This window comes from Verrucomicrobiota bacterium, assembly GCA_016871675.1.
GTDB lineage: Bacteria > Verrucomicrobiota > Verrucomicrobiia > Limisphaerales > VHCN01 > VHCN01.
Map to the genome: position 1 here is coordinate 22,071 of VHCN01000044.1, position 6,353 is coordinate 28,423.

The window sequence follows — 6,353 nt, forward strand, 5'->3', positions numbered from 1 at the left end:
TTTCCCGTAACTTCCCGGCCCGTCGCGGGTCAACATCGGAGGCGCAATCGCGCCACTGAGTTACGCCCGCGCGAACCGCCACCCGCCATGTTCAGCATTATCGGAGCCGACGGACAGGAATACGGGCCTGTCGCGCCGGAGGTTCTCGCTCAGTGGATCGCCGAGGGGCGCGCGAATGCGCTCACGCGCGTGCGCGCCGCCGGCGCGGACGCGTGGAAGCCGCTCGGCGACGTCCCGGAGTTTGCCGCCCCGCTTGAGGCCCGATACGGCGCGAAACCCGCCGCGGCGCAACCACCGCACCTTCCACAGCCCGCCCCAACTCCCGACCAGCCTTCGCCACGGCCTTCTCCACAGCCTCAATTGGCCGTTGCTCCCGGCGCGCGCGCCGCGGCGATCGAGCAACTGCGGGCGCCGGCAGTCTTCATGATGATCGTCGCCGCGTGCGGGCTCGCGCTGGAGCTTTTGGGGATCGTGAACGTTTCGGTGTTCAACCTGATGCCGTTCGAGCACCCGCCGTGGTTCGGCCGCGGCGCGGCGTTGGGGATGCTGATTCAGATTCCGTTCCTGGTGGTGAACATCGCGCTGTATGGACTCTCGGTCTTCGCGGCGGCCAACATGCTGCAGCTCCGGCGGTGGGGTTGGTGCCTCACGGGCGCGATCGCGCTGGTGGTGCCGTGCACCGGTTGCTGCTGCTGCCTCGGCGTGCTCAGCGGCCTGTGGGGGATGATCGTCTTGACACGCCCCGGCGTGCGGGCTGCATTTGCGCCGTGAACGCCGATCCTGTCCCGCCCGTCATTCGTGCGCCGGGCTTCGGAAGCCGCGCGCCGCGCTTCGCCGCGCTCGTGGTGGCGCTCGCGCTCGCGTTCGCCGTGACGATGCTGTTCTTCTACGATCCCGCGAAGCACAGCCTGTATCCGCAATGCACGCTGAAGAAACTCACGGGGCTCGATTGTCCCGGCTGCGGCGGCTTGCGGGCGACGCACCAGCTCCTGCACGGGAACATCCGCGCGGCGTTCGCGCTGAACCCGCTGCTCTTCCTCGTCGCGCCGGTGATCGCATGGTGGCTCGCGGCGGAGGCGGCGCGGCACCGCGGGCGGAATTGGCGCGGCCCGTTCGACCGCACTGCGGGCGTGCTGGTGTTCGTCGGCGCGGTGCTCGTCTTCGGCTTGCTGCGAAATGTCTGGCCACTTTTACCTTGAACCAGACCGCGCCGCTGCTACGCTGCGCTCCAATTCGGCAGCTCAAAAATCATGAAAGCAACGATACTGGTCATCTTTCTCGCCACCACGGTCCTCTTCGGTGGGCTTTACGTTCGCGAACTTCAGCAGTCCGCCCGTTCCCAGGCCATCGCCGAGCGGGCCGAGAAGGACGTGAAGGATGCCGCCCAGCGCGCGGCTGACATCGAGAAGGGCCTGAAGGAACTCTCCTCCCGCCTCGCGCGCGCCGAGATCGAGGCCGCCAACAGCACCATCCGCGGCGGTCAAACCGACCGAAGCCCCTCCACGTCCGCGCCGTCCGCGCCGTCCGCGCCGTCCGCGCCGTCCGCGCCGCCGTCGGCCACACCACCGCAGGATTCCGCGAAGAAGAAAGGGCTCGCGCTCCTCGGCGAGATGCTCAACGACCCCGAGATGCGCGACATGATCCGCAGCCAGCAGAAGGCCTCCCGCGGGCCGGCCATGGACATGACCTACGGGCCGCTTCTCAAGCAGATGAACCTCCCGCCCGAGCAGTCCGAAAAACTCAAGGAATTGCTCAAGGCCAAGCTCGGCGTCGCGTCCGAGATGGGCTTGAACTTCCTGATGCCGGACATGACGCCCGAGAAGCGAAAGGAACTCACCGACCAAATGAAGGAGCAAACCGACGCCTACAACGCGCAGATTCGCCAGCTCCTCGGCGATCAGGAATACCAGCGGCTTGAATTCTTCGAGAAGAGCCAGATCGAGCGGCTGGCGATGAACGGTTTCAAGCAGCAGCTCCCCTCGACCGCCGCGATGAGCCCCGCGCAGGAACAGCAACTCACGCAGGCGCTCTACGATGAGCGCCAGCGCTTCAAGTTCACCACCGACTTCTATGATATCCAGCGGCAGCCGCCGCAGAATTTCGGCGAGTTGCTCACCGACGAGCGGCTCGCCACCTTCGCGCAGGAACAGGAGCAACTCGACCAGCTCACGCTCCTTCGCGCCCGCCAGATCCTCACCGCCGAGCAGCTCGTGCCCTTCGCCGAGCACCAGAAAAACCAGCGCGAGATGCAGATGAACATGATGAAGGTCGGCGCGAAAATGTTCCGCAGCTTCGGCGGCAAACAGCCATGAAGCTTCACGGCCCGATCGCCGGGCTCGCGGCTGCCGGGCTGATGCTCCACGCCGGTTGCAACGACAAGCCCGCCCCGCCGGCCGTGGTCGCGCCGCAGGTTTCGCCCCGCACCCCGGCGGCGCCCGCGCCCGCCCCAGCCGCCGCCACGCCCGCCGCGCCCGCGCCCGCGCCCGCGCCCGATGATGGTCCGCGAAACGATCCCGGCATCGAGGCACTCAACATCGCCATCGGCGACTACTTCTCGGCCAATGGCACTGTGCCAAAGGACATCAGCGAATTGGTCCGCGGCAAGTTCCTCGACAAACCTCCCGTGCCCCCGCCGGGCAAGCGCTATGTCATCGATCCCACTCGCCGACAGGCCAAGCTCGCCGGCAAGTGACGCGCCCGCTCACCCGATCCGCGCCGCGTGCGTGTAGCAGTTGAGCGTCTCTCCGCGCACGAAACCCACCAGCGTCTGCCCGTTTGCGCGCGCGAACTCCACCGCAAGGCTCGACGGCGCGGAAACCGCCGCGATGATCGGCACGCGCGCCGCCAGCGCCTTCTGCAAAATCTCGAACGACGCGCGCCCGCTCACCATCAGCACGTGGCGGTCGAATGGCAGCAGGCCGTTGAGGAAGCCGGACCCGAGCGCCTTGTCCACCGCGTTGTGACGCCCCACGTCCTCGCGCAACACGACGAGATTCCCTTCCGCGTCGAACACGGCCGCCGCGTGCAACCCGCCGGTCTTCGCGAAGGTGTCTTGCTGCGCGCGCATCGTCGCGGGCAGCCCGAGCACCGTGCCGAGCCGCACCTTCACGCGCGACCGCACCGGCTTGAAGCGCTGCCGCACCGCCTCGATGGTCGCCTTGCCGCACAAGCCGCAACTGCTCGACGCGAACACGTGCCGCGTGAGTTGCGCGAAGTCCACGGACACGTCCGGCGCGAGGAACACGTTGAGCACGTTGCCCGATTCGTTCCGGCCATACGGTTCGATGCGCGCGAGGTCGGAGCGCCTCGACAGCAGCCCCTCGGTGAGGAGGAAGCCCGCGGCCAGTTCGTCATCGTGGCCCGGCGTGCGCATCGTCACGCTCACCGGCCGCGTGTCCACGCGGATTTCCAGCGGCTCCTCGACCGCCAGCGAATCGGCGCGGCGCTCCGGCGCGCCGCCGGACTTCATGCGCGTCACGCGCGCCTTGGCTTCGCCGGGCCGTCTCATCAAAACCAGTTGTAGTTGAAGCTCACGCTCACGCGCTCGCCGTTCACGGGATTGGCGGGAACCTCGTGGCGCAGCCAGCTCTCGAACAGGATGACGTTGCCCGCCTTGGCCGGGATGACGACGTGCGGCAGGTTCTCGCGACGGCAGTCCGCCTGGCGCGGCGGCGCGGCCATGAAGCGGCTCAACCGCGGGTCCTCGAAGCGCAGCCCCGGCGAGCCGCGCGGCACGCGCACGTACCAGGTGCCGCTGATCGTCGAGAGCGGATGCAGATGCAGGCTGTGCGCCGTCTGGCGCGGCATGATGTTCACCCAGCAGTCGGTCATCACGAGCTTTCGGCCCGTGAGGTCGAAGTCCAGCGCGCGCGCGAACGCCCGCACGTGCCGGTCAATGCGCCGCTCCAGCTCGCCGAACGTGGATGAAAACTTGTGCAGCTTGTCCATCGAACCGTAGCTCGTGTAGCCGCCGGGATAATTCTGCCTGGACCAGCGCGCGCCCTCGCGGTCGAACCCGCGGAGTTGCCGGCATTCCTTGAGCAGGGCTGCATTGAGCCGCGCCAAGCCCGAGCGCGCGAGCGGTGCGACGTGGATGAAGGTTGGAAACAGCACTTCGAGGCTCACGCCGCAAGCCTGCCGCGCTGCCTTCAGGTTCGCCAGCAAAACCGCGTCCGCTCTTGAAGTTTCAATGCCTCTCGCCACAATGGACGGTAGCTTCGTCAACAACCCAACCACCATGAACAAATACCTCACGGAATTCATCGGGACCTTTTTCCTCGTGCTGACCATCGGGTGCAGCGTCATCGGCGGCGCGTCGATGCCGCCGCTCGCCATCGGCGCCGCGCTCATGGTCATGATCTTCGCCGGCGGCCACGTCTCCGGTGCGCACTATAACCCGGCCGTCACGCTGGCCGTCTGGCTGCGCGGCCGGTGCGACACCAAAGACGTCATTCCTTACATGGTAGCCCAGGTCGTGGCGGCTTGCGCGGCGGCTGCGGCGGTGAAGTTTCTCACCGCGGGCGCGCTCGCGGAGGAATTGGAGACGGCCAGCAAGGCGGTGAATCCCAAAGCTGGCCCGGCCTTCCTCGCGGAATTCCTCTTCACCTTTGCGCTCGCCTACGTCGTGCTCAACGTCGCCACAGCGAAGGGCACGTCCGGCAACTCCTTCTACGGCCTCGCCATCGGCATGACCGTGATGACCGGCGCGTTCGCCGTCGGCAACATCTCGGGCGGCGCGTTCAACCCGGCGGTGGCCGTCGGCGCGACCGTCATGGGCCTCATCGAGTCCTCCAAGGTCTGGATTCACCTCGTCGCCGACTTCGCCGGCGGCGCGGCTGCAGCCTGCGTGTTCAAGTTCATCAATCCGGAGGACAAGTGACCGGCGCCGCGGCACCCTCGAACTCCGAAATCCTCGCCCGCTGGCGCCACGAACCCGCGCCATTGCTTGCGGTCCTCCACGCCTTCCACGACCGCGACGGCTACCTGTCCGAGGAAGCACTTCGCGCCGTGTCCGGGGCGCTGAAGATTCCGCTCGCCGACCTCTTCGGCACGGTCACGTTCTATCATCACTTCTCACGCGAACCCGGCGGCTTGAACAAGCCTCGCGTCTGCACCGGCAACGTCTGCTGCCTGCGGGGCGGTCGCGAGTTGCTCGAAGCGTTGAAGTCCCAAGGCGCGGCTGCGATGCCGTGCGCCGGCCGGTGCGACGAACCCGTTCCCGTGCTGCGCGGTCACGACCAACTGGTCGGCTTGTCTGCTGCGAGCCTTGCCGCGAAGCCCACGCCCTTGCCCGCGCCGAACCCGGGCGGTTGCGAGGAGTGCATCTTTGAAAAAATCCGGGAGCCGGGCCGCGCGACGCTCGACGGCTATCGGCGCACCGGCGGCTACGAAGCGCTCGCCAAGGCCGTGCGCGAAATGCCGCCCGCGCAACTGCTCGCCGTCGTCACCGAGAGCAAGCTCGCCGGACGCGGTGGCGCGGGTTTCCCGACGGGCGTGAAGTGGAAGGCCGTCGCCGACGCGCCCGGCCAGCCCAAGAGCATTGTGTGCAACGCCGACGAGGGCGAGCCGGGCTGCTTCAAGGACCGCGCGATCATGGACTACGACCCGCACGCCGTGCTCGAAGGCATGGCGCTCGCGGGCTTCGCCACCGGCGCGCCGCGCGGCTTCATCTACCTGCGCTACGAATATCCGGCGACATTCCGCATCCTGGAGCGCGCCCTTGCCGAGGCTGAGAAGGCCGGTCTGCTCGGAGAAAAAATCCCCGGCAGCAACTTCACTTTCAAAATTCATCTGCGGCGCGGCGCGGGCGCTTACATCTGCGGCGAAGAAGGTTCCTTGCTCAACAGCCTCGAAGGCAAACATCCCTTCCCGCGCAACAAGCCGCCGTTCCCCGTCACGCACGGCTTCGAGAACCTCCCCACCGCCGTCAACAACGTCGAGACGCTCGCGTCCGTGCCGCCCATCGTGCGCAAAGGCGCCGCGTGGTATCGCGGACTCGGCCGCAACGGCCACGCGGGCACCAAGCTCATCAGCCTCTCCGGCGACATCCAGCGCCCCGGCAACTACGAAGTGCCCATCGGCCTGCCGTTGAAAACGCTGCTTCACGATTGGGCCGGCGGTCCGCCCGCCGGACGCACCATTCAAGCCGTGACGATGGCCGGCCTGAGCGGCGGCTTTCTCGCCGGCGACGCGCTCGATTGCACGCTCGATGAGCCGGGCATCCGCGGCAAAGGCTCGTTCCTCGGTGCGGGCGGCATCATCGTGTTCGACGACAGTCGCGGCATGGTCGCCGCCGCGCACGACGCGATGGAATTCTTCGCCCACGAAAGCTGCGGCAAATGTTTCCCGTGCCG

8 protein-coding genes are annotated in these 6,353 nt (G+C 67.5%); 6 read left to right on the forward strand and 2 right to left on the reverse strand.

Annotation, left to right across the window (positions count from 1 at the left end; genetic code table 11):
* Window positions 1-87: 87 nt before the first annotated feature.
* From FJ386_10340 to FJ386_10355, 4 genes are read left to right on the forward strand one after another with little or no spacing between them, the layout of a single operon-like run.
* Window positions 88-771, forward strand: coding sequence for a DUF4339 domain-containing protein (locus FJ386_10340; protein ID MBM3877105.1), 684 nt, complete (start codon window positions 88-90; stop codon window positions 769-771).
* Window positions 768-1,199, forward strand: coding sequence for a DUF2752 domain-containing protein (locus FJ386_10345; protein ID MBM3877106.1), 432 nt, complete (start codon window positions 768-770; stop codon window positions 1,197-1,199). Before FJ386_10340 ends, FJ386_10345 begins: the two co-directional genes overlap by 4 nt.
* A gap of 51 nt (window positions 1,200-1,250) precedes the next feature.
* Window positions 1,251-2,312 (forward strand): hypothetical protein, encoded by a 1,062-nt coding sequence (locus FJ386_10350; GenBank protein ID MBM3877107.1) that lies wholly within the window; start codon window positions 1,251-1,253, stop codon window positions 2,310-2,312.
* The gene (locus tag FJ386_10355; protein MBM3877108.1) at window positions 2,309-2,692 is read left to right on the forward strand and encodes a hypothetical protein; all 384 of its coding nucleotides are present in this window, start codon (window positions 2,309-2,311) and stop codon (window positions 2,690-2,692) included. Before FJ386_10350 ends, FJ386_10355 begins: the two co-directional genes overlap by 4 nt.
* A 9-nt stretch (window positions 2,693-2,701) precedes the next feature.
* Here the strand turns inward: FJ386_10355 and fdhD are convergent, their stop codons facing one another.
* Both fdhD and FJ386_10365 read right to left on the reverse strand, forming a co-directional pair.
* Window positions 2,702-3,508: a formate dehydrogenase accessory sulfurtransferase FdhD gene (fdhD, locus tag FJ386_10360; protein ID MBM3877109.1), complete on the reverse strand. Its 807-nt coding sequence runs from the start codon at window positions 3,506-3,508 to the stop codon at window positions 2,702-2,704.
* Entirely contained in the window at window positions 3,508-4,239 is a 732-nt protein-coding gene (locus FJ386_10365) for a hypothetical protein (protein MBM3877110.1), read from the reverse strand. The genes fdhD and FJ386_10365 overlap by 1 nt, the downstream gene beginning before the upstream one ends.
* On the opposite strand from FJ386_10365, the gene FJ386_10370 reads away from it, so the two are divergent.
* A complete protein-coding gene (locus FJ386_10370; GenBank protein ID MBM3877111.1) occupies window positions 4,238-4,879 on the forward strand; it encodes a porin in 642 nt (213 codons plus the stop codon). The genes FJ386_10365 and FJ386_10370 overlap by 2 nt on opposite strands.
* Window positions 4,876-6,353 (forward strand): hypothetical protein (locus FJ386_10375; protein ID MBM3877112.1); only part of this gene is annotated, 1,478 nt, incomplete at its 3' end. The genes FJ386_10370 and FJ386_10375, both read left to right, overlap by 4 nt.